Here is a 21,632-nt window from a genome sequence, read left to right as displayed (position 1 = left end):
GTGATCCGTCGCCCCGCTGACGTCATCCGTCGCCCGGCGGAGCCCCTGGGGTCAGCCGAAGCGGCCCTGGACGTAGTCCGAGGTGCGCGGGTCGGCGGGGGTGGAGAACATGGCCGCCGTGGGGCCGTGTTCCACGATCCGGCCGGGCGTGCCCTGTTCCGCGAGGAAGAAGGCGCACTGGTCGGAAACCCGGGCCGCCTGCTGCATGTTGTGCGTCACGATCACGATGGTGACCTCGTCGGCCAGCTCGCGCACGGTCTCCTCGATGCGGCGCGTGGAGGTGGGGTCCAGGGCCGAGCAAGGTTCGTCCATCAGCAGGATCCGCGGCCGGACCGCGAGGGAGCGGGCGATGCACAGGCGCTGCTGCTGGCCGCCGGAGAGCGCGCCGCCCGGCTGGCGGAGCCGGTCCTGGACCTCCTTCCACAGTCCGGCCTTGGTCAGGCATTCCTCAACGAGCGCGTCCTTGTCGGCCGCCGAGGCGCGGGTGCCCGTCAGCTTGAGTCCCGCCGTGACGTTGTCGTAGACCGACATCGCCGGGAAGGGGTTCGGCTTCTGGAAGACCATGCCGATCCGGCGGCGGGCGTCGGTGAGCCGGCGGCCGCGGGCGTAGACGTCCTCGCCGTCGAGCAGGACCTCACCGGCCAGTTCGGCGCCCGGGATCAGCTCGTGCATCCGGTTCAGGATCCGCAGGAAGGTGGACTTGCCGCAGCCCGAGGGGCCGATCAGGGCCGTGACCTGCCCGCCGGGCATCGTCAGGGAGACCCGGTTCAGGACCTTGCGGCCGCCGAACCACGCCGAGATGTCCCGGGCGTCGAGGGTGGACGCGCCCGTTGCGGGGACGGTGGGGAGCGGAAGCGTCTGAGTGGTCATCACGGCCTCGTTCACAGGAGGTTGGGCAGGAGGAGGGCGGCCTGGTCGGCGACCGCCAGGCCGAGGGCGGCCAGTACGGGGAAGCCGACGAGCCAGGTGTGCGCGCGGCCCCAGCGGATCCGCGCCCAGGCCAGGGCCGCCGCGGCGAGCAGCAGCGCCTGGGCCCACAGGACCAGCGCGAACCAGGCCGAGGTCTGGCTCCCGAGGGGGGCCTCGTCCGCGGCCAGCCGCCCCGGGGTGCGGCCGCCGGACTGCTGCACGGGCGAGGTCAGTTCGGCGTCGACGTGCACCACGCCGTCCGGCATGTACGGGGTACCGTCCGCGGTCATCAGGGTGAGCAGGGCCGCGTCACCGGTCGGCCGGGCCGGTCGCGGGTCGCCGGCGCGCCGGACGCCCAGCACCTTGTACGTGTGCTCGCCCTGGCCGGTGACGACCCGGAAGGTCTCCCCGCGCGCCAGGTCCGCGATGTGGGCGAAGGGGCCGCCGTAGCCCGCCTGCCGGCCCATCAGGATGCTCGTGCCGGGCTGTCCGGGCAGGACCGTGTCGCGCCGGTGGCCGGGACCCGAGGCCAGCACCCCGGAGGTGGTCGCCTCGCGGACCACCTCGCGCAGCCCGATCTGCGGGATCTCCAGCAGGGCGACGGGGGTGCCGGGCTCGGTCGGCCCCAGCGGCGCGGTGGCGTTGGCGAGCCCTTCCCGCAGCTGCGCGTACCCCACCCGGCGGTCCCGCTCGTGGCGCAGGTGTCCGAGCGGGCCCACTTCCGCGACGAAGCCGAGGAGCAGGGCGCCCAGGATGGCCAGGGCCGCGCCGGTGGCCCACAGGCCGGGTGGGCCCGTACGCCCCGCCGGGGCCTGGGGGGCTCCGGCGGGGTCGGGGCGCACGTCCACCGGCGGGGTGGAGGTGGCTGTCATCGTGTCTTCTCCGAACGCGGCTGAGGATGCGGGTGCTGCGGGGACGCGGGTGCTGCGGGACGCGGGTGCTGCGGGACGCGGGTGCTGCGGGACGCGGGTGCTGCGGGGACGCGGGTGCGGCGGCCGGTGCCGCGGCCGGTGCGGTCAGTTGCCCGCGAAGGTCAGCAGGCCGCGGCGGCGGGCCCACCAGACGAGTCCGCCGCCGGTGAGGACGAGGGTCCCGGAGAGCAGGCCGATCGTGGTGGCGTCGGCGCCGGTGTTGGCCAGGCCGCCGCCGGGGCCGCCGGAGCCGCCCGTGGAGCCGCCCGTGACGTTGGTCGAGACGCCCACGCTGCCGCCGTTCGTGGTGGTCCCCGTGGAGGCCGACGCGGACGGGGAGGCGGTGTCGCTCGGGGTCGGCGTGGGGGACGCCGAGTCCGAGGGGGTCGGCGTCGGGCTGTCGGTCGGGGTCGGCGACGCGGTCGGGGTGGGGGTCGGCGTGGGCGACGCGGTCGGGCTGGGCGTCGGCGTGGGGGTGGGCGTCGGGTTCCCCGTGCCCGGGTCGGTCGTCTGGTAGTCGGTGCCGGAGGTGAACCACATGGAGGCCGCGAAGGTCCCGTAGGTCTCCGTGCCGAAGGCCTTGCGGCACACGACCGTCAGGTCGTAGCGGCCGTCGAGGGTGGTGAAGCCGGCCTGGCTCGCGTAGTCCCGCATGGTCATCGTCAGCGGGATGGTGATGCCGCCCGACTCCGCCGGCGGGTACGTGGTGATGGGCGAGTTGCCGACCACGTTGAGGCCCTCGGCCGGGAAGCCCTTGCCGGCCACCGTGACCAGGATGTTCGTGGCGGCCTCCGGACAGGCGGCCGAGGTGCTCACGTCGACGCTGCTGTCGTCCTTGCCGGTGGCGGGGTTGATCTTCGCCGAGCCCGCCGGGGCGGCGTGGGCCGCCGTCGGGACGGTCAGGGCCAGGCCCACGAGGGCGGCGGCGGCCGCGGTGGCGGCGCCTGCCGCGGATCGCCGGCTGAGGCGGGTGAACTGCACGATGGGCTCCTTCTTGGCGTTCTGGCGTTCGTCGGTGTCGGAGGTGGCGCGCCGGCGGGCCGACGCGGCGGCCGCGGCCGCCGCCCGGGCCAGGCGCCTGCGGCGCCACACCCACAGCCCGCCCCCGGTGATCACGAGGACCATCGCGAGCAGCGCCCACGGGACCGTCCACAGCGACACCGACCGGGTCAGGGACGGAAGTTTGGGGTCCACTCCGTCGCGGGCGGCGACCGGCTGGACGGAGACCACGGCGGAGGATCGCAGCACCTGGGCCACCCCGTCGGCCTTCGCGGTGATCGTCAGCGAGGTGCCGGGCAGCAGGTCGCCGAGGTCCTTCACGCCGGACGCGGTGACGGAGGTGCCGAACAGGCCGTTGACGCGTACGGCCTGCCGGGCGCCGAGCCGCACGTTGCCCGTGTTGCGCAGGGTGTACGTGACGGTCGCCGAGCCTTCGGCGAAGGGGTTCGCGGATCCCTGGTACGAGGCGGCGACCTGATCGACCTCCAGGCGCGGGGTGAGGGTCCCCGCGGCGCGTACGTAGACGCGGGAGCCGACGCGCTGGTCGAGCTTCACCTTGTTGCCCCGGCCGTCCTGGGCTCCGGCGGCGAGCGAGGCGACGATGCCGCCGGTGTGGTCCCCGGGGGTCACGTCGCGGGGGACGGTGACGGTGAAGGGGACGATGACGTTGCCCTTGGGCGGGACGGTCACCTTGTCCTTCTCCAGCTTGATCCAGCTGCCCGCGTCCTTCGGGGCCCGGCCGGCCGGAAGCAGGTCGAAGCCCCCGTCGAGGGTGTTGACCGCGTCGCTCGCGTAGACGGCGAGGGTGAGGGGTGCCTCGCCGTAGTTCCAGATGGCGATCTGGTCGCGGGTCGTGGCTCCGCCGGTGACCCCGTAGGAGAAGTGGGGCCGGGCGTCGGGCCCCTTCGGTCCGGCGGGCTGCACGCCGAAGGTGGACTTGCGGTCCTCCCCGGGAGCGGCCGGCGACGAGGCCGCGGCCCGCGCGGGTGCTACGGCCACGAGCACGAGCAGCCCGGCCAGCGCGAGCAGCAGGAGCAGCGGGTTGGGGAGCGGGGCGGCCGCGGCCGACATGCCGGGGCGGCGGCCGCGCCGGGCGGCGGGGGCGGTGGGGTTCATGGCTCGGGCGTCCGATCCGGAGAAGGGGTGCGGTGGGTCCAGGCGTCAGGGGCGGGCCGGAGCGGCCGCGGGGAAGCGCGGCCGCTCCGACCCGGAGCTCACGCCTGGATCAGATGGCGGTGAGCGTGAGGGTGGCGGAGTAGGTGCCGGCCACCGTGGAGGTCGGGACGTTCAGCGCCAGGTCGGCGGTGACGTGCGCGGTACCGAGACCGGTGCCGTTGGCGAGGGTCCGGGCGGACTTGAGGCCCGCGGTGCCCGGGTCGGTGGCGGCCGCTCCGTGCGCGGCGGGGACGACGGAACCGGCCGTCACCGTCTGCGCGGGCGCCTTGTCGACGAGCTTCGGGGTCCAGCCCAGGTTCTGGCCGTTGATGGCGTGGGTGGCACCGTCGGAGAAGTCGGTGACCTGGCCGCTGACGGTCCAGCCGGGGTTGCCGGCGCGGGTGTCGGTGAGGGTGACCGGGTTGATGGAGCCGGCCGTGGTCAGCAGGTCCCCGTCGGCGCCCAGCACCGGCGAGGGCAGGGTGACCTGCGGGTTGGCGACGCTGATGGCCAGCGCGCCCGAGTTGACGGTGGTCGTGATCGTCTCGGAGGCGGAGACACCCGCGAAGGCGCCCACCACGTACGGGATCGCGCCCGAGTCGGAGCCCAGGAACGCGCCCGCGTTGGCCGGGACGAAGACGGCGGTGAAGGAGTGGTTGCCCACCGGGAGGCTGCTGGTGTTCAGCACCGCGGTGCCGTTCGCCACCGGGACGGTGCCCAGGGTGGTGGTGGCGCCGCCGACGGCGTCGGTGAACTTCACCGAGCCCGCCGCGCCCGCGGGGGTGACCGTACCGGTCAGGGTCACCGGGCTGTACTGCGGCGCGGTGCCGGCCGGGGAGACGGCCAGGGCGGTGGTGGTGGCCGTGGCCGCGGCGGCCGTGACCACGTAGGAGACGGCCGAGGAGGCCGAGCCGTTGTACGAGGCGCTCGCCGGTGTGAAGACGGCCGTCAGGCCGTGCGTACCGGCGGTCAGGTTGGACGTGGTCAGCGCCGCGGTGCCGTTGTTCACGGTGACCGGGGTGCCCAGGTCGGCCGCGCCGTCCTTGAACTGGACGGTGCCGCCGGCGCCGGCCGGGGTGACGCCTGCGGTGAGGGTGACCGGGGTGCCCGCCTGCGAGGGGCCGGCCGGGGCGACCGCGAGGGAGGTGACGGTGTCGGTCTTCACCGCCGGGTCGGTGTTCTGGTAGGTGGTGTTGGAGGTGAACCAGATCGCGCCGGTGTAGTCACCGAGGCTGGTGCCGTTGAAGGCCGTCCGGCAGATCACGGTGAAGTCGTACTTGCCCTGCAGGGTGGTGAAGCCCGCCTGGCTGGCGTAGTCCCGCATGGTGGAGGTGAGCGGGATGACCATGCCGCCGTTGGCGGCGGTCGGGTAGGTCGCGATGGGCGAGTTGCCGACCACGTTCAGGCCCTCGGCCGGGAAGCCGGAACCCGCCACCGTGACCAGCACGTTGGTGGCGTTGGCCGGGCAGGCGTCCGAGGTGGTGAACGCGATGCCGGACGTGTCCGCACCGGTCGCCGGGTTGATCTCGATGGTGCCGATCGGGGCGGCGTACGCGGCGCTCGCCCCGGCCAGACCCGCCGCGAAGGCGGTGGTCACGGCGGCGACCCCCAGGGCCATGGTCCGCAAAACTCTGTTCTTCAGCACAACGTCTCCAGAATGTGAAGCTCGGGCGGCGATCAGGGTCAGGGGGTCTGCTTGGTGGTGTCGCCGCAGTTCGGGCTGGCGGCGAAGCCGTACGTGTTGATCACCGAGGTCTGCTTGCAGACCTCGGAGTTGGCGCCGACGAAGACGGTGCTCCACGGCGCGGTGGCGACCTTGCTGGTCGGGATCACGTTGTAGACGTCGCGCTTCACGCCGAACCCGCTGTTGAGGACGGTGGGCGCCGTGCCGTCGACCGTGCCGAGGATGGCGCGGCCGCGCAGGTCCGCGATGGTCTGCGAGGACTGCGACTGGTACTGGGCGATGGAGAACGGCACGATCGACTTGTCGTCGAGGAGGCGGCCGTCGTGCTCCTGCACCGGGGTGGTGCCCTTCTTGTCCTTGATGCAGGGGTAGACGCCGGCGACGACGTCGGCGTCCGTGATCCCCATCTGGGACTCCCAGAAGCTGCGGGTGCCCGAGCCGGCCTGCGGCAGGTAGACCGTCATGGCGTAGTTGGGGCCCGAACCCACGTAGTTCGGGTCGCAGTGGTAGATCGCCTTCAGGTCGGTCAGGAGAAGCTTGCGCGGGATCGCCGAGCTGGGGGTGATGGCGTAGCTGACGCCGTCGACCGCGAAGGGCACGTAGGTCAGGCCCGGAGCCGCCGCCGCCAGGTTCAGCGAGGAGGAACGGGCGAAGTCCAGACAGCCGTTGCCGGCCTGGAGGGAGGTGAGCAGCGCGGAGCGGCCGGCGCCCGAGCCGTTCGGGCGGGCGATGGTGCAGTTCCCGTTGGCCGGGTCCTTGGTGGTGATGTTCGCGGAGCCGGTGGAGTCGTAGGAGCCGATGACCTTCTGGCCGTTGACGGTGATGGCCTGGGCCATGCCGTTCATGACGTCCTGGGTCGTGTCGGAGCCGACGCCGGAGAGCTGTCGGTACGTCGGCGCGCCCGACGGGTCGGCGGCGGCGAGGCCGGCTCCGGCGACGGTCGCCGCGAGAGCGAAGGCCGAGACGCCGAAGGCGATTTTCTTCTTGTTCACTTGGGATGACCCCTCAGCTAGGCTGCGCCCGGGGTGGTGCCCGGCGCGCGTGGGATGAAGTTCCGTTGGCGCGGATTGGTCAGACGGTCGTCGCCGGGCATCACCTCCTCTCGTCGTGGGAGCCGCGGCCCTTCGTCGTGCGGAGCCGCGGCGCGGACTTCAGTGCTGGTCCGGCGGACTTCAGTCCTTGTCCGGCGGGCTCCAGTCCCTCGGGCCGGGTTTCTTGTGGGTCGCCCAGTCCGCCGGCAGACCCACGGCCGCCCCGCCCGCCGCGCCGCGCAGCGACCGCAGCCAGGACAGGGCCCCGGGCAGGAAGCGCGGGAGCAGCGGCCCCGCGAAGGCGGCGAGCGCCCCCACGACGAGGCAGACCAGCAGGACGTTGCGGATGGCTCCGACGGCCCAGGCCGGTGTGGCCCCCGTCGCCTGCGCGGCCGGGGCGCCCGAGGTGCCGGTGGCGCCCGCGCCGCCCGTGACCGCCGCGGCGGCGCTGGGCGAGGCCGGGGCGGGGCCGGGCCCCGCCGCGCCGCCCGCCGCGGAGCCGGTGCCCGCCGCCGAGGATGCGGAGCCGGAGGTCCCTGTACCCGCGGAGCCGGAGCCGGAGCCGCCGGTGGCCGCCGAGCCGCCCGTACCGGACGGGGTACCGCCCGCGCCGCCCGGGGGCGGGCTGCTCGGCGCCGAAGGCTCCGGCGACGGCGTCGGCTTCTTGCCCGCCTCGGTGCTCACCCGCTGCGCCGCCGCCCGGGTCTGGGCGCGCAGGGCCTGCGGCAGCGGGGCGTAGCCGTGCGGCAGGCTGCCCGCCGCCACGCCCGGGGTCTGCCCCTGGCCGGCCGCGTAGGCCAGCATGGCGCCGTAGTCCCTGCCCTCCGCCTCCGTGAGGTCGGCGGGCACGGTGGCGGCGTAGGTGAGGACGGTGAGCGGGTACGCCGCCGGGTCCGCGGCCGCCGGGTCGGGTGAACTGACCCCGTCGGCCCCGGCCTTGCGGGCCTTCGCGGCGGCGATCAGCGCGGCGGGCTCGGGCGCGACGAACTTCCCGCCCGCGTTGAGGAGTTCGGCGCGCACCAGGCCGTACCGGTCGGCGGTCGCGGTATCGGTGACGGCGAGCACGGCGCGCGAACCGGCGAGCTGCGGCGGGTCCTTCTTGTACGTGGGCGGGGTGGCCGTGGCGTCCCAGGAGGTACGGGCCAGGGTGTCCCCCCGGCTCGCGGCGCGCGCGGCGGCGTGCATGTCGGTGGCGTAGGGGTGCTTGTCCTGGATGCAGAGCGGGAACTCGGGGTGTTCCTCAGGGAAGGGCTGGCAGTACGGATCGCTCTTGGGGAAGGTGTCCACCGGCAGGGAGATCCCCCGGTAGTTCGGGTTCACCGCCATCCCGGCGTACGAGGCGTCCCCGTGGGCGCCGGTGTTGTCGGGGGTGCCGTCGAGGAACTCCCGGGCGGCCGGGTCCCGCGATACCCACTCCCACAGCTGCCGGGTGGTGTCGGCGAGCGGCTGCGGGACCAGGGCGTCACCGAGCTTGCCGCCGAAGTCCAGACCCGCGTAGTCGGGGTTGTGATGCATGAACTCCGGGTCGTGGCCCAGGTTCACCGGGTTCTTCGCGGTGCTCGCGGCGAAGCGCGAGTTGCCGTCCTGGTAGGACTCGGTCAGCAGCTTCGCCACCAGCCTCGGGGTGAGCCGCAGGCTGCCGAGCCGGATGCCGTTGCGGGCCCTGACCTCGTCGGGCGCCTGGAATCCGGCCTGGCTCTCGATGAAGAAGCCGATGGTGATGCCGGAGAGCGCCACGGGCGCGTAGACGGGTTTGCGGGCGGGGTCGGCCGGCGCCGGCCGGCCGAGGAAGACCAGCCCGGGCGTGCCCGAGAGCAGCTTGACGCGGGCCGTCTCGTCGGGGACCTGGGCGTAGCCGTAGATGGCCTTGCCGCCGGTCTGGCACAGGGCGGGCTGCCAGCGGGTGACGGCCTCGGCGGCCATCTCGGAGCCGAGGGTGCCGCGTTCCTCGGCGCCGATGGGGCAGTAGCTGCCGAGGGGTTCGAAGCCGAGCGGGACGACGAGGCGCTGCTTCCAGTTGGCCGGGCTGAGCGGGGAGGACTGGAGCTGGCCGCTGGACTGCGCGGTGTACGCGCTGCCGTCGACCTCCTTCTCGCCGCGCGGCACGACCACCAGCCAGCAGCCCCGTCCGGTGACGGCGCCGCCGGAACCGGTGACCGCGGTGCCGCAGCCGAGGCCCGGGGCTTCGATGGCGGTCTGGGTCTCGAACCAGACCTCGCCGGAGCCGCGGGCGTTGGTGCGGGCGTACGGAACCTCGTTGGTGCTGTTGACGTCGTAGAACTCGTTCCAGTTGCCCGGGCTGACCGGGTCCCCGCCGACCGTGCGGAAGGGGGCGTAGGAGATCCCGCTCGGGGTGGGCGGCGGCAGCGGCTCGTGTTCCGAGTCCTGGAGGTTGTCCCCGTAGTTGAGCTGGCGGGTGTTGGTGTAGGCGCCGGCCTGGTTGCCCGCGCCGGCGCCGAGGGCGGAGGAACCGCCGAACTGGCACTGGTCGACGGCGGGGCCGGTGGACGCGTCGCCCCAGCACTGCATGATCTGGAGGTAGTTGGCGCTGTATGCGGTGTCGGAGACCGTGGGCTTGCCGCCGGTCCAGGAGATCTTGACGACCTGGCCGACGAGGTTGCGGGTCTGGCCGACGGTCACCTTGAGGTCGGCGAAGTCGCCGGCCCCGGACACGGTGACCTCGGAGCCCGCGGCGTCCCCGGTGGCGGCGTACGCGGCCTGCGGCCCCAGGCCCGCGGGCCCGGAGGTGGCGACCACGGGGAGCAGGACCAGGCACAGCGAGCCGAAGAGCAGCCGGATCCGGCGCGTGCGCGGCGGTGTGCGGTGCACCGTACGGAGGAGCGGGACGCGCATCAGGACCCGCCTCCCGTACGGCCGCGCCGGGAAAGGCGCCGGGTGACCAGCGGAGGGGCGACCGTGACGGCCAGCAGGATCAGGGCGCCGAGCACCATCAGGACGGTCTGCAGGGACCCGCCGATGCCGGTCGAGGTGGTGACGGGGATGCCGAACAGGTCGGCCGCGCCCGCCGCGAGGGGCTGCCCGGTCACCGGGTCCACGCCCCCGCCGTCCGCGCCGCCGCTGGCCGAGCCGTCACCCGTACCGCCGGTGGCGGCCGCCGCGCCGCTCCCGCCGGTGGCTCCGGCCGTGCCGCCCGCGGCCGTTCCCGCGGAGCCGCCCGTGGCCCCGCCGGAGGCCGCGCCTCCCGTGCCGCCCGTACCCCCCGTGCCGCCGCCGGAGGCCGCCGCACCGCCGCCCGTGGCCCCGCCGGAGGCCGCCGCGCCGCCGCCACCGGAACTGCCGTTCTGCGTGGGGTTCTTGTTGCCGCCGGTGCCGGTCTCGCACTGGGTGGGGCCCTGCTTGTCGCAGGCGGCGGGCTTCGGGGCGGTCTCGGCCAGGATGTTCCTGCCGTCGGGCGAGAAGGTGGGGTTGCGGCAGTTCTTGATGTCGATGTTGGCCACGACCACGCCGGGGATGCGGCGCACCTGCGTCAGACCCGCCTGGACGAGGTTGATGGGGAGCGGCGAGTAGCCGAGCCGGTCGACGGAGCGCTGGCCCTCGCAGAGGAAGTAGTAGGCGAAGGCGCCGAGCGCCTTGCCCTTCTGCGGGTTGAAGTTCGACTCCTGCGCCGTCGGGATGATCATGTAGCTGTAGCTGGAGAGCGGGTAGGTCCGCTCGTCGGCCCCCGTGTAGACGCCTTCCAGCTTCTGCGTGAGGTCGACGGGGTCGATCTGCGCGTTGCCGAGCGACACGGCGACGTTCTGGGCGGTGGGTTCGGTGTAGTAGCCCGACTTGTTGAGGACCTTGACGACCGGGAAGCCCGTCGTGGAGACCGCGTAGGAGTACTCCACGTACGTGATGGTGCCGATGTTGCCCTCTTGGGCCACGTAGCCGGAGACGCCGTTGGAGCCGGACTGACCGACGAACCCGCGCCCGGCGATGGTGGGGTAGTTGGAGGTCTGCCCGCAGGGCGTGGAGCGGCCGGCCTTGCCGCAGTACGCGTCCCACAGCCCGCCGTGCTGTGTGCTCAGCCACTTGGTGAGCTGGGCCGTCGTGCCCGAGCCGTCGGAGCGGACGACGGGGACGATCCTGCGGGCGGGGAGGGCGGTGGCGAGGCCCGGGTTGTCGGCCTTGATCGCCGGGTCGTTCCAGGTGGTGATCACGCCGGTGAAGATCTTGGCCACGTTCTCCCCGGAGAGGCGGAGGTTGGTGACCCGGCGGTTGCCGATCTTGAGGTTGTACATGAAGGCCGTACCGCCCGCGACGATGGGCATGTAGGCGAACTTCCGCGAGGGCGGCGGGTCCACGACCCCCGAGTCCTTGATCCCGTACGGGATCTCGGAGACCGCGAAGTCGACCGTGCCGTTGCGGAACTGGTTGCGGCCGTCGGACGATCCCGTACCGCTGTAGTTGACCGTCATGCCGTACTGCTTGACGTTGGCCCGCCACTGGTCGAGGGCGTTCTGGCTCCAGGTGGAACCCGCGCCGGAGACCGGCACGTAGCTCTCGGCGGCGGCCGGCGCCGCGCCGGGCAGGACGGCGGCCAGCGCCGCCAGGAGCAGCGCGAGTCCGCGGAGGAGGAGGCTTCCGCGCCGGGTGGGTGCGCGGTCGCCCGAAGGCGCACGCACGGGGTATGCCGGGGGTCGTCCGGGCATGGGTAACTCTCCTGATCGGTCACAGATCGTACGAATGGACGCGGCGCGGTGCCGCGAGGAGCGGGGCGGCTACGCCCGGGGCGGAGGTACGGCCGGCCACCCCTGTGGCTCCGGCCCCCCGGCCTCCTCTTCGGCCAGGGCGAGGTCCCGCTCGGCGGCCCGGGCCCGCATCCGCTCCAGGTCACGGGCGGAGGCGAGGACCCGGCGGTGCTGGGCCCCGCGGCCGAGCTGCCCCGGGGCCTTGCCGCCGATGACGCGGGCGAGCACGAAGAGCAGCAGCACCAGCCCCATCAGCAGGGCGGCGCAGCCGAACCCGCGGGCGATCATGGACTTCTCCGGGGACTGGACCAGGCTGAAGACCGCGAGCGGCAGCGAGAGTTGCGGCCCCTCGAAGGGATTGGCGTTGAGCCCGTTGGCAATGCCCGAGGTGAGCAGCACCGGGGAGGTCTCCCCGATGCCACGGGCGGTGCCCAGGATGACGGCGGTGGTCAGTCCGGACCGGGACGTGGGCAGGACCACCGTCCACACGGTGCGCCACTGACCGGCCCCCAGCGCGTAGGAGGCCTCCTTCAGCGAGCCCGGCACGAGCCGGATCACCACGTCGGAGGCCCTGATGACGATCGGCAGCATCATCACGGACAGCGCGAGGGCGGCGGCGAATCCGGACTTGTCGAAGTGGAGCAGCAGGATCCAGGTCGCGTAGACGAACAGGCCGGCCACGATGGAGGGCAGCGCGGTCATCGCTTCGACGATGGTGCGGACGAACCGGGCGTAGCGGCCCGGCACTTCGTTGAGGAACACCGCGCAGGCCAGCCCCAGCGGTACGGACACGGCCAGCGCGATGCCGATCTGCTCCAGGGTGCCGACGATCGCGTGCAGCGCCCCGCCCTGGGTCAGCGGCTCCAGCGGGCCGGTGGCGGCCATGTCCTCGGTGAAGAAGTTGAGGTGGGCCAGGGCGGACCAGCCGCGCATCAGCACGTAGCCGACGACGAACACCAGGGCCGTCATCAGCAGGGCCGCGATGCTGTGCACGAGGACCTGCGCGAGGCGGGCCCGCACGGTGGCGGCGGATTCGTCGAGGGACACCAGGACGGCGTAGAGGGCCATGAAGGCCAGGTAGAGGACGACCACGAAGCCGAGGGGCGCGTTGAAGGGCAGGAGCCGGCCGAACAGCAGGGCGGTCACGGCGAGCGCGGCGGCGGCCGCGCCCGCCATGGCGAGGACGTCGCGCAGGTGCAATGTCGCGGTGTTGCGCCGGTGTTCGGGCGGGACCCCGGCACCGTCCCGCACCACGGGCGGGCGGACGGTGGCGGCGGGGGCGTCCGGGGCGCCGGGACCGTTCGCGGCACCGGGACCGGCCGCGGCGTCGGCGGCGCCCGGGAGGTGCGGCTTGTGCGTGAGGGCGGTCATGCGTCGGCCCCCGCTCCGGAGCGGCTGCGGGCCACGACCGAGGAGGCGATGAAGTTGACCACCAGGGTCATCAGGAAGAGGGTGAGGCCGGCCGCCATGAGGGCGGATATCCCGAGGGGGCTGGCCGAGCCGTAGCGCAGGGCGATCAGGGCGGACACGGAGATGGCGCCGTTCTGGAGGACGTGCGGCTGGATCACGAAGACCGGGGAGATGATCAGGTAGACGGCGATGGTCTCGCCCAGTGCCCGGCCGAGCCCGAGCATGGTGCCGCCGATGATCCCGCCCCTGCCGAAGGGCAGGACGACGGAGCGGATGACGCCCCACGGGGTGGCGCCGAGCGCGAAGGCGCCCTCGCGCTCGCCGGGCGGCGCCTGGGCGAAGGCCTCGCGCATCACCGAACAGGCGATCGGCGTCACCATCAGCGCGACGACCATGCCCGCGATGAAGGTGGAGGAGGTGTAGAAGGTGTTCGGGCTGAGCGGATCGCTCGGGTCGTCCCCGTCGACCGCGAAGGGCGGGAACCAGCCCAGGTACGTGGTCAGCCAGCGGGACAGCCCGACCACGTGCGGCTGGAAGAGGAACAGGCCCCACAGGCCGTAGACCACGCTGGGCACCGCGGCCATCAGGTCGACGAGGCTGATCAGGGTCTGCTTGACGCGGCGCGGCGCGTACTCGGTGATGTAGAGCGCGGTGCCCATCGCCAGCGGCAGCGCGAAGGAGATCGCGACGCCGCCGATCAGCAGGGTGCCGACCAGCACCGCCGCCACACCGAAGTTGTGGGAGTCGGGTTCCCAGGCGGAGGTCGTGAGGAAGGACCAGCCGGCGTCGTCCAGGGCGCTCACGGCGCGGACCCCGAGGAAGACGCCGACCAGGGTCATGACGAGCAGGACGGCGGCGCCGGCCGTGCGGGCCGAGCCGCGGAAGATCCGGTCGGCCGGATCGCCGCTTCCGGACAGGGCGCGCGGGGTGATGCGCTCGTCCTCGGGGACGGCCGGGGGGATCACCGTGGTCGTGGTCATCGCGGGCCTCCCCCGCGCAGGGCCAGCCCCGGGGCGTCCCCGGCACCGGGCAGCCGCAGACCGCGCAGCCGTCGGGTGTGGGTGACCCCGGAGGCCACCTGCGCCTCGGCGGCGGCGGACAGGAACAGCTGGAGGCTGTGCCGGCATTCGCGCTGGCGGCGGAAGGTGCGGACGGCCACGGCCACGCACTGCTCGTCGAGGAGGAGCTGCCAGGTCCAGGCGCCGACACCGGAGCCGGACAGGGCACCGGGGCCGCCCTGGACCGCACCGCCCACCCCGCGAGGGCCCGTAGCCGTACCCGCGGCCGTTCCCGCACCCGCACCCGCCCTCGCGGCCGAGGCCGTGGCCGTGGACATCGCCACGATCGGGACGGCCTCGCCGATCCGCTCCCGGAGCCGTTCCACGGCCGCGCCGCAGGCGCCGAGGGCGCGGAACACGGAGGGGCTGCGGCCGAGTTCGTGATTGTTGGAGCCGACCAGGCGCCAGGTGACGGCGTCGGGCCCGCCTCCCTGGCCTCCGTTGCAGCCCTGGCCGCCGTGGCTGCCGCTCCCGCACACCCCGTGCGGTCCCCCCGCCATTGGCGCAGGCGCCTGACGTCTTTCTACATCCACCCAGGACACGAACAGAAAACGTGGCTGAGACACCGGACCGCCCCCCTTCCCCACAAGCCGTGCGTGGCCGGAAAACGGCCACCCACCCATGGCCGCGGGCATGACAATCCACGGGGCGTAGGGCTCTGGGACACACGGATCGGTGAAGCAGAAACGGAGAGCACGTGAACGGGCGGCGGAGGCGTGTTTCGCGCCCGATGGCGCGATTCCCCAGCGGTGCCGGGGATCGGGCCGTGAACGGTCCCCGGGCGACCTCCACAGAATCGCCACGAAGGGGCTCAGGACCTGGCGACGGAAGGGCGCCGCACAGCACGGGGCGGGGCTCCCGCGCCGGGTCCCGGGACCCCCGGCGGGCCGCGCCGCAGCGACCTTGCCCGACCACCGGGTGGCCGAAACGGCATCCCGCCACCGGTTCGGCTCGCGGGTCACTCACCGGTGCATGCGGGCCCCCTTGAGCACCTTGTCCACCGCGTTGCGCGCCCCGTGGACGGCGATCCCGACCAAGTCCAGGTGATCCTTCCCCACCGCCGCCACGGCCGCCCGGTTGGCCCGGTCGTGGCCCGTGCCGAACAGGTCCGAGGTGAACACCGCCGTCGCCAGGCCGCGTCCCACCGCCCGCGCGTGCGCCGCCGTCACCGTCTCCTTCCCGCCCTCGAAGACCAGTACGGGCTGGCGGAACATCGGCAGGTAGGAGGTCCCGTCGGCGTCCTCGTACGGCTCGCCGACCACCTCGGGGAGCGCCGTACCGAGCCCGCTGACGAGGAACGCGGTGACGTTCAGCCGCTGCCAGGTCTCCAGGTCCTCGCGCAGCAGCACCGCGATCTTGGTGTCGAACCGCACGGGCCCGTCCGCGCCGGGCCGCTCGCCCCGTCCGTCCTGCTTCTCGATCTTCTTCTCGTCGCTCATGCCCTGAGACTGCCGGGCGTCCCCGCGCACGGTCTTGTACGTTCTTTGCGTGCAGCCCCAGCAGGAGGTCTCGGCCTGGCGTCCGCGGGTCGCGGGGGTCGTCGAGGTGTTCCACGCCCGCTTCACCGCCCACGCCTACCCCATGCACGTCCACGACGCGTGGACCCTGCTGATCGTCGACGACGGCGCCATCCGCTACGACCTGGACCGCCACCGCCGCGGCGCCCCGGGCGGCACCGTGAGCCTGCTCCCGCCCCAGGTTCCGCACAACGGCTCGGCCGCGACCCCGCACGGGTTCCGAAAACGCGTGGTCTACCTCGACACGACCCTGCTGGACGAGCGCCTCATCGGCGCCGCCGTGGACGGCCCCGACCTCACCGACCCCGTACTGCGCCGCCGCGTCGGGCAGCTCCACCGGGTCCTTGCGGCCCCCGGTGACGAGTTCGAGGCGGAGAGCCGGCTGGCCCTGATCGGCGAGCGGCTGCGCACGCTGCTCCGGCCCCGCCTCGAACTCCCGGGCACCCCGGCCGCACGGTCCGGCCCCGGCCCCGGTCTCGCGCGGAGCCTGCGCGAGCTGCTGGACGAGCGGGCGCCCGACGGCCTGTCCCTGGACGAGGCGGCCGGCCTGCTCCGGGCCCACCCCGCCCATCTGGTGCGCGCGTTCAGCGGGGCCTTCGGCATCGCCCCGCACCAGTACCTCGTCTCGCGCCGGATCGCCCTGGCCCGCCGGCTGCTCCTGGACGGCCGCCCGGCCGCCGAGGTCGCGGTCGCGGCGGGCTTCTACGACCAGTCGCACTTCACCCGGCACTTCAAGCGCGTCGTCGGCACCACCCCCGGGCGCTACGGCCGGTTCTCCGCATCCCGCTGACGTGGGCCCGCCGTGCCACTAGGGTGACGATCCATCAGGTCATCTGACCCGGACTCTTGACTCTGTACCCGGCAGTAGCGATTCTCGACCCAATGCTTGCGCGGGACATGACAAACAGGTGCCAGGGCTGCCACGCCTCCGGTGGACCGTGTCCTCGACCGCGCCCTCCGCCGACCGAGGACGTGAGTAGTGGCCATGACCCCAGAACGCCGAGCACGCCAAGAAGACAGAGCACCACGAAGGCAACGACCGGAACCGCGCCCCCGCCCGCGGCGCAGGCCGTTCGCGGTCCTGTCCCTGCTCCTCGGCCTGCTCGCCCTCACGCTGGGCCCGGTGCCCGGGGCGGCGGCCGACAACGGCTGGTGGAACCCGACCGCACGGCCCGCGCCCGACTCCCAGATCAACGTGACCGGTGAGCCCTTCAAGGGCACCGACGCCCAGGGCAACGTCCGGGGCTTCGTCGACGCGCACGACCACATCATGTCCAACGAGGGCTTCGGCGGCCGGCTGATCTGCGGGAAGCCGTTCTCCGACACCGGGATCGCCGACGCGCTCAAGGACTGTCCCGAGCACTACCCGGACGGCAGCCTGGCGATCTTCGACTTCATCACCAAGGGCGGCGACGGCAAGCACGACCCCGACGGCTGGCCCACCTTCAAGGACTGGCCCGCCCACGACTCGCTGACCCACCAGCAGAACTACTACGCCTGGATCGAGCGCGCCTGGCGCGGCGGCCAGCGCGTCCTGGTCAACGACCTCGTCACCAACGGGGTGATCTGCTCGGTCTACTTCTTCAAGGACCGCGGCTGCGACGAGATGACCGCCATCCGGCTGGAGGCGAAGAAGACCTACGACATGCAGGCCTTCGTCGACAAGATGTACGGCGGCGCCGGCAAGGGCTGGTTCCGCATCGTCACCGACTCCGCCCAGGCCCGCGAGGTGATCAAGCAGGGCAAGCTGGCCGTGGTCCTCGGTGTGGAGACCTCCGAGCCCTTCGGCTGCAAGCAGATCCTGGACGTCGCCCAGTGCGGCAAGGCGGACATCGACCGCGGCCTCGACGAGCTGTACAACCTCGGCGTGCGCAGCATGTTCCTGTGCCACAAGTTCGACAACGCCCTGTGCGGGGTCCGCTTCGACGAGGGCGCCCTGGGAACGGCCATCAACGTCGGGCAGTTCCTGTCGACCGGCACCTTCTGGAAGACGGAAGCGTGCACCGGCCCGCAGCACGACAACCCGATCGGCCTGGCCCCCGCGGCTTCGGCGGAGAAGCAGCTTCCGGCGGGCGTGAGCGTGCCCTCGTACGCCTCGGGCGCCCAGTGCAACACCCGCGGCCTCACCGACCTCGGTGACTACGCGGTGCGCGGCATGATGAAGCGCAAGATGATGCTCGAGCTCGACCACATGAGCGTCAAGGCGGCCGGCCAGGCCTTCGACATCATGGAGACCGAGAACTACCCGGGCGTGATCTCCTCGCACAGCTGGATGGACCTCGGCTGGATGGAGCGGCTCTACAAGCTCGGCGGCTTCGCCGCCGCGTACATGGGCGGCTCCGAGGGCTTCAGCGCGGAAGCCAAGCGCACGGACGCCCTGCGCGAGAAGTACAACGTCGGCTACGGCTACGGCACCGACATGAACGGCGTCGGCGGCTGGCCCGGCCCGCGCGGGGCCAACACCCCGAACCCGGTCACCTACCCCTTCCGCAGCACCGACGGCGGGTCCGTCATCGACAAGCAGACCACCGGCCAGCGCACTTGGGACCTCAACACCGACGGCGCCTCGCACTACGGCCTGGTGCCCGACTGGATCGAGGACATCCGGCTCACCGGCGGACAGGGCGTGGTGGACGACCTGTTCAAGGGCGCCGAGTCCTACCTGCGCACCTGGGGCGCGTCGGAGCAGCACAAGGCCGGCGTGAACCTCGCCGCGGGCCGGCCCTCCTCCGCCAGCACGTCCGAATGGTGGAACCCCTTCGTCAGCTTCGCGCCCGGCCTCGCCTTCGACGGCAACCGGGGCAGCCGCTGGGCGAGCGAGTGGAACGACGACCAGTGGCTGCAGGTGGACCTCGGCTCGCAGGAGCTGGTGAGGCGGGTCACCCTGGACTGGGAGGCCGCGTACGGGCGTTCGTACCGCATCGAGGTCTCCACGGACGGGACGGACTGGAAGACGGCCTGGTCCACGGCCGAGGGTGACGGCGGGGTGGACACGGCGAGGTTCGCCGGAGTTCCGGCCCGTTACGTACGCGTCCACGGAGCGGGACGCGGCACGCAATGGGGTTACTCCCTGCATGAAGTCGGCGTATACAGCAGCTGACGGCGTCGAGGGGGGTGTCCGGGAGCAGGCCGGCTCCCGGACACCCCCTCGGAGCGGCACCGGAACGAAGGGGGACCCGATCCATGGCCCGGATGGCGTTGACCGACCGTCGTACGCAGCTGACGGAGGCAGCGATCCGCGCGATGACCCGCGACGGGGTGTCCAGGACCACGACCCGCTCCATCGCCGCCGAGGCGGGCGTCTCCCTGAGCGTCTTCCACTACTGCTTCGACTCCAAGCAGGCACTGCTGGAGTCGGTCATCGAGACCATCACCGCGCACTACGTCACCCTCGTGAAGGCCGCGATCGTGCCGAGGCCGACGCTGCGCGAGACCATCCGGGCCGGTTTCCAGGCCTACTGGGACCACGTGGCGGCCAGCCCCGGCGCCCACATGCTCACCTACGAGCTCACCCAGTACGCGCTGCGCCGGCCGGAGTTCGGGCACCTGGCGCGCAAGCAGTACGAGTCCTACTGCGACACGTACACCGAGCTGCTCGAAGAGCTGCGCCGGATCACCCCGTTCGAGCTGAGCGTGCCGGTGTCCGTGCTGGCCCGCTATCTGGCGGCCATGACGGACGGGGTCACTCTGAGCTTCCTGGTCCTCGGCGACGACGAGGCCGCTGCCGAGATCCTCGACATGGTCACCGACCACGTGGCCGGACTCGTGGTTCCCGCCTGACGAGCACTCAGGCGGCTACACGGAAGCCGATGTTGGAGGTGGAGCTGTCCGGGGTGTTGGAGCTGCGGGCCGCGACCCGGTAGCGGTTGCAGTACGAGTCGTGGCAGAGGAAGGATCCGCCGCGCATCGCCCGCGACGGGTGCCCCGGGGCGAAGGGGTCCGCGCTCCACTCCCACACGTTGCCCACCGTGTTGTAGAGACCGTGACCGTTGGGCCGGTACGACTTCACGGGCACGGTGCCCAGCTGCGGTCCGGTGGGGCCGTCGGGGAACTCGCCCTGCCAGATGTTCAGCATCGTCCGCCCGCCCGGGGCGAGTTCGTCCCCCCAGGGGTAGCGGCGCCGCTCCAGGCCGCCGCGGGCCGCGTACTCCCACTCCGCCTCGGTGGGCAGCCTGGTGCCCGACCAGGCGCAGTAGGCGCTCGCGTCGTTCCAGGAGACGTGGACGACGGGGTGGTTCTGCCGGGAGGCGATGGAGGTCCCGGGCCCTTCGGGATGCTTCCAGTCGGCTCCGGACACCGCCCGCCACCACGGGACCCCCTCCACGGCGGGCGCGGTGGCGGCGAGTTCGCCGACGAGCAGCCCCGCGAAGACGAAGGAGAACCCGAACTCCTCCGCCTCCGTGACGTGTCCGGTGGCCTTGACGAAGGTGGCGTACTGGGCGTTGGTCACCGTGGTCGGCGCGATCCGGAAGGGATCCACGGCAACCTCCCTGACCGGGCCCTCCCCGTCCGCCGGAAACCCGTCCGCGTCCTCGGTACCCATGAGGAACCGGCCCCCGGGCAGGTCGAGCAGACCGCGTACGGGCCGGGGCGCGGGCGCGGCGGGCACGGCGAGCGGGGTCAGGGCGCCGGCCGGGGCGTCGTGGCCCGGAGTGCAGCAGGAGGAGGACATGAGGGCTCCGGTGGACGTGCGGGATGGATGCGGTCCGGCCGGGCACACAGTGGCGCGCCCGGCCGGAGGTCTGGTGGCTAGCCGACCCGGTCGGCGGCGAGCTGGGCGGCCAGGGCGGGGATGCCCAGGTTCCGTTCCTGCGTCGGGGTGGCCTGGTACAGCTTGTTGACCAGCTGGTGCGGGTCGGCGGCGAGGTCGTAGTACTCCCGGAAGGTGACCTCTCCGGTGCCGGACACCGTGCCGTTGGCGTCGGTGTACAGCTTGTAGTACTCCACGTACTGCTTGTCCTTGGCCACGTAGGAGGACCAGGTGCGGTGGTCGGGGGCGGTGCCCTGCTTCCACCATTCGACGAGCAGGTGGTCGCGGCTGTACGAGCTCAGCAGCGAGCGGCCGTCCTGCGGGGTGTTCGGGGTGATCCCCGCGGCGTCGAGGATGGTGGGCGCAATGTCGATGTTGGCGACGATGCGGTTGTCCACCGTGCCGGCCCCGAGGCCTCCGGCGGGCCAGGAGAGGTAGAACGGCACCTCGTGGGCGGGGCTGTAGGGCACCGACTTGGCGGTCCAGCCGTGGTCGGCCCAGCCGAAGCCGTTGTCGCCGATGTAGATGACGAGGGTGTTGTCCAGCTGGCCGATCGCCTCCAGCTTGTCCTTGAAGGCCTGGACGGCGTCGTCGACCGAAAGGAGGACGCGCAGCTGCTCCGCGCGGACGCGCTTGCCGTCCTCCAGGGTGCCGGTGGCGTCCTGGATGTAGGGCGGCTTGTCGCTGCGGTCGGCCTCGGTGACGGAGGGGCGTCCGTTCCACTCGGGAACGGGCACGCCCGCGTACTTGGCCTCGGGCGTACGGGGTCCGTGCGAGGCGTACGGGGTGACGTAGGCGAACCAGGGCCGGGTGTCGGTGGTCGCCTTGTCCAGGAAGCCCAGTGTCCGGTTCTTGATGACGTTCGTGGTGTAGCCGTTGATCGTCTGGACCGTCCCGTTGACGTTCCACTTGCCGTCCACGTACGAGGGCTGGAGGAGGGCGAAATCCTCGAAATGCGGGGGCGCGTCCGCGATGTTCCAGGAATTGAGGTATTTGCCGAAGAGACCCGTGCGATATCCGGCCTGCTTCAGATAGCGCTGGACGGTGGTGTTCTGGTCCAGGGCCGCCGAGGAGGCGTTGTTGCGGACTCCGTGGTTATGGGCGAAGCGGCCGGAGAACACCGAGGAGCGAGAGGGTGCGCACAGGGGGGTGGTGACGTGTCCGTGGTTGAACTTCACGCCCTGTCCGGCGAGCCAGCCGATGGTCTTCTGGAGGGCCCAGTCGGTCTGTTTGGGCTGGTCATCGGTGACGATCAGCAGGATGTTCGGCCGGCCCGCGGCCGCTGCCCCGGGGGCCGCGGCGGCCTGGCCGATCGCGGGAACGGTGGCCGCGGCCGCGGCCGCGGCGGTGCCGGCGAGGAAGCCTCTCCGGCTGACCTGCGTACGGACTCTCTTGCTCATGCGTATTTCCTCCCGCTCTCCGAAGGCGCCCCATCAACTTCAAAAGATGGTGTGGCCGCCACTGCCATGCGGAGAGCGTAAAGGGATGCCAATACCCGTTCCATGTACGGAGTATGA

At 72.7% G+C, this 21,632-nt stretch carries 16 protein-coding genes; 3 read left to right on the top strand and 13 right to left on the bottom strand.

Going from position 1 to position 21,632, the window contains the following annotated elements:
• Nucleotides 1-51: 51 nt before the first annotated feature.
• The 11 genes from OG730_RS35330 to OG730_RS35280 form a co-directional block, all read right to left on the bottom strand.
• Complete coding sequence (locus OG730_RS35330; RefSeq protein ID WP_327308052.1) at nt 52-870, bottom strand: phosphate ABC transporter ATP-binding protein; 819 nt, start codon at nt 868-870, stop codon at nt 52-54.
• Between the two features lie 11 nt (nt 871-881).
• Nucleotides 882-1,781: a sortase gene (locus tag OG730_RS35325; protein ID WP_327308051.1), complete on the bottom strand. Its 900-nt coding sequence runs from the start codon at nt 1,779-1,781 to the stop codon at nt 882-884.
• 144 nt (nt 1,782-1,925) lie between these two features.
• Nucleotides 1,926-3,935: a WxL protein peptidoglycan domain-containing protein gene (locus tag OG730_RS35320; protein ID WP_327308050.1), complete on the bottom strand. Its 2,010-nt coding sequence runs from the start codon at nt 3,933-3,935 to the stop codon at nt 1,926-1,928.
• A gap of 109 nt (nt 3,936-4,044) precedes the next feature.
• Entirely contained in the window at nt 4,045-5,592 is a 1,548-nt protein-coding gene (locus OG730_RS35315) for an Ig-like domain repeat protein (RefSeq protein ID WP_327308049.1), read from the bottom strand.
• Nucleotides 5,593-5,657: 65 nt separating this feature from the next.
• Nucleotides 5,658-6,650 carry a substrate-binding domain-containing protein gene (locus tag OG730_RS35310; RefSeq protein WP_327308048.1) on the bottom strand — a complete coding sequence of 331 codons (993 nt, stop codon included), beginning with the start codon at nt 6,648-6,650 and terminating at the stop codon, nt 5,658-5,660.
• 180 nt (nt 6,651-6,830) lie between these two features.
• Nucleotides 6,831-9,542, bottom strand: coding sequence for a hypothetical protein (locus tag OG730_RS35305; RefSeq protein ID WP_327308047.1), 2,712 nt, complete (start codon nt 9,540-9,542; stop codon nt 6,831-6,833).
• Nucleotides 9,542-11,341 carry a phosphate ABC transporter substrate-binding protein PstS gene (gene pstS, locus OG730_RS35300; RefSeq protein WP_327308046.1) on the bottom strand — a complete coding sequence of 600 codons (1,800 nt, stop codon included), beginning with the start codon at nt 11,339-11,341 and terminating at the stop codon, nt 9,542-9,544. Before pstS ends, OG730_RS35305 begins: the two co-directional genes overlap by 1 nt.
• Before the next feature lie 69 nt (nt 11,342-11,410).
• Complete coding sequence (pstA, locus tag OG730_RS35295; RefSeq protein ID WP_327308045.1) at nt 11,411-12,751, bottom strand: phosphate ABC transporter permease PstA; 1,341 nt, start codon at nt 12,749-12,751, stop codon at nt 11,411-11,413.
• On the bottom strand, nt 12,748-13,770 hold the full coding sequence (gene pstC / locus OG730_RS35290) for a phosphate ABC transporter permease subunit PstC (protein WP_327308044.1): 1,023 nt from the start codon (nt 13,768-13,770) through the stop codon (nt 12,748-12,750). The genes pstA and pstC overlap by 4 nt, the downstream gene beginning before the upstream one ends.
• On the bottom strand, nt 13,767-14,348 hold the full coding sequence (locus tag OG730_RS35285) for a hypothetical protein (RefSeq protein ID WP_327308043.1): 582 nt from the start codon (nt 14,346-14,348) through the stop codon (nt 13,767-13,769). The genes pstC and OG730_RS35285 overlap by 4 nt, the downstream gene beginning before the upstream one ends.
• Nucleotides 14,349-14,810: 462 nt before the next feature.
• Complete coding sequence (locus OG730_RS35280; RefSeq protein ID WP_327308042.1) at nt 14,811-15,287, bottom strand: DUF2000 family protein; 477 nt, start codon at nt 15,285-15,287, stop codon at nt 14,811-14,813.
• 49 nt (nt 15,288-15,336) lie between these two features.
• Here OG730_RS35280 and OG730_RS35275 point away from each other — a divergent pair, with 49 nt between their 5' ends.
• From OG730_RS35275 to OG730_RS35265, 3 genes are all read left to right on the top strand, one after another.
• Nucleotides 15,337-16,155, top strand: a complete 819-nt coding sequence (locus OG730_RS35275; RefSeq protein ID WP_327308041.1) for a helix-turn-helix transcriptional regulator — start codon at nt 15,337-15,339, stop codon at nt 16,153-16,155.
• A gap of 195 nt (nt 16,156-16,350) precedes the next feature.
• Entirely contained in the window at nt 16,351-18,465 is a 2,115-nt protein-coding gene (locus OG730_RS35270) for a galactose-binding domain-containing protein (protein ID WP_327308040.1), read from the top strand.
• 83 nt (nt 18,466-18,548) lie between these two features.
• Nucleotides 18,549-19,145, top strand: coding sequence for a TetR/AcrR family transcriptional regulator (locus tag OG730_RS35265; RefSeq protein WP_327308039.1), 597 nt, complete (start codon nt 18,549-18,551; stop codon nt 19,143-19,145).
• A 7-nt stretch (nt 19,146-19,152) separates the two neighbouring features.
• Here OG730_RS35265 and OG730_RS35260 read toward each other — a convergent pair whose 3' ends face one another.
• Both OG730_RS35260 and OG730_RS35255 read right to left on the bottom strand, forming a co-directional pair.
• A complete protein-coding gene (locus OG730_RS35260; RefSeq protein WP_327308038.1) occupies nt 19,153-20,037 on the bottom strand; it encodes a formylglycine-generating enzyme family protein in 885 nt (294 codons plus the stop codon).
• 77 nt (nt 20,038-20,114) lie between these two features.
• Complete coding sequence (locus OG730_RS35255) at nt 20,115-21,515, bottom strand: sulfatase family protein (protein ID WP_327308037.1); 1,401 nt, start codon at nt 21,513-21,515, stop codon at nt 20,115-20,117.
• Nucleotides 21,516-21,632: the final 117 nt, after the last annotated feature.

Source organism: Streptomyces sp. NBC_01298, assembly GCF_035978755.1.
Classification (GTDB): domain Bacteria; phylum Actinomycetota; class Actinomycetes; order Streptomycetales; family Streptomycetaceae; genus Streptomyces.
This window is presented reverse-complemented; position numbering and strand designations above follow the sequence as displayed.